The sequence below is a fragment of the Oleiphilus sp. HI0067 genome (genome assembly GCF_001635735.1).
This window is the reverse complement of sequence record NZ_LWFI01000350.1, coordinates 1-1,011: the sequence shown is the minus strand read 5'-3', so window position 1 is coordinate 1,011 and position 1,011 is coordinate 1. Positions and strand designations below refer to the sequence as shown.

The window sequence follows — 1,011 nt, the reverse complement described above, 5'->3', positions numbered from 1 at the left end:
TTCACGCAACTTAATACGTGAAAGCTTGAACTTACGGTAAACGCCATGTGGACGTCCAGTAACCTGACAACGGTTACGAAGACGGCTAGGGCTCGCATTGCGTGGAAGTTTTTGAAGCTTCTTCTGCGCTTCCCAGCGATCTTCTTCAGAAGTCGCTGGGCTTGCAATAATAGCTTTCAATTCCGCACGCTTAGCTGCAAATTTTGCAACTGTTTTTTCGCGCTTAATTTCGCGCTGCTTCATTGAGATCTTAGCCATTTGCTCTTACCTTTATTTCTTGAATGGGAAGTTAAAGGCACTTAGCAAAGCGCGGCCTTCATCGTCCGTTTGAGCAGAAGTAGTGATCGTGATATCTAAACCACGAACTTTATCTACTTTATCGTAATCAATTTCAGGGAAAATGATCTGCTCTTTAACACCCATGCTGTAGTTGCCTCGACCGTCAAAAGACTTTGAGTTCAAACCACGGAAGTCACGGATACGAGGAATAGCAATACCAACCAAACGCTCGAAAAATTCCCACATACGCTCACCGCGCAGTGTTACTTTACAACCGATTGGATAGCCTTCACGTACCTTAAAGCCTGCAACTGACTTGCGTGCTTTAGTGATAACTGGCTTCTGACCAGCAAGCGCTTCTAGATCTGCAACTGCATTCTCTAATAGCTTCTTGTCGTTCAATGCTTCGCCTACACCCATGTTCAAGGTGATCTTTTCAATGCGAGGTACCTGCATAGAGCTCTTGTAGTTGAACTCTTTTTGCAGCGCAGGTACGACTTCGCTTGTATATACTTCTTTCATATGTGCCATATCGCTACCTGCTTATTTATTGGTCGACAACTTCGTTGTTCGACTTAAACACACGTACCTTCTTGCCATCTTCAAGGACTTTGAAACCAACACGATCGGCTTTGTTAGTAGTAGGATTAAAAATCGCTACGTTAGAAGCTTGAATTGGAGCTTCTGCTTCAACAATACCGCCTGGTGTACCCAACATTGGGTTTGGCTTGG

General features: G+C 44.4%; 3 protein-coding genes. All 3 read right to left on the bottom strand.

The window, feature by feature from the left end; translation table 11 throughout:
- A partial coding sequence (rpsN, locus tag A3739_RS04275) for a 30S ribosomal protein S14 (protein WP_068500448.1) occupies positions 1-258 on the bottom strand: 258 nt, incomplete at its 3' end.
- 12 nt (positions 259-270) lie between these two features.
- Positions 271-810, bottom strand: a complete 540-nt coding sequence (rplE, locus tag A3739_RS04270) for a 50S ribosomal protein L5 (protein ID WP_068474437.1) — start codon at positions 808-810, stop codon at positions 271-273.
- A gap of 16 nt (positions 811-826) precedes the next feature.
- A partial coding sequence (gene rplX, locus A3739_RS04265) for a 50S ribosomal protein L24 (RefSeq protein ID WP_068500441.1) occupies positions 827-1,011 on the bottom strand: 185 nt, incomplete at its 5' end.

What these genes read in the sequence shown, in the direction of transcription:
- rplE (WP_068474437.1), bottom strand. Translation starts at nt 810, where the DNA reads ATGGCACATATGAAAGAAGTATATACAAGCGAAGTCGTACCTGCGCTG.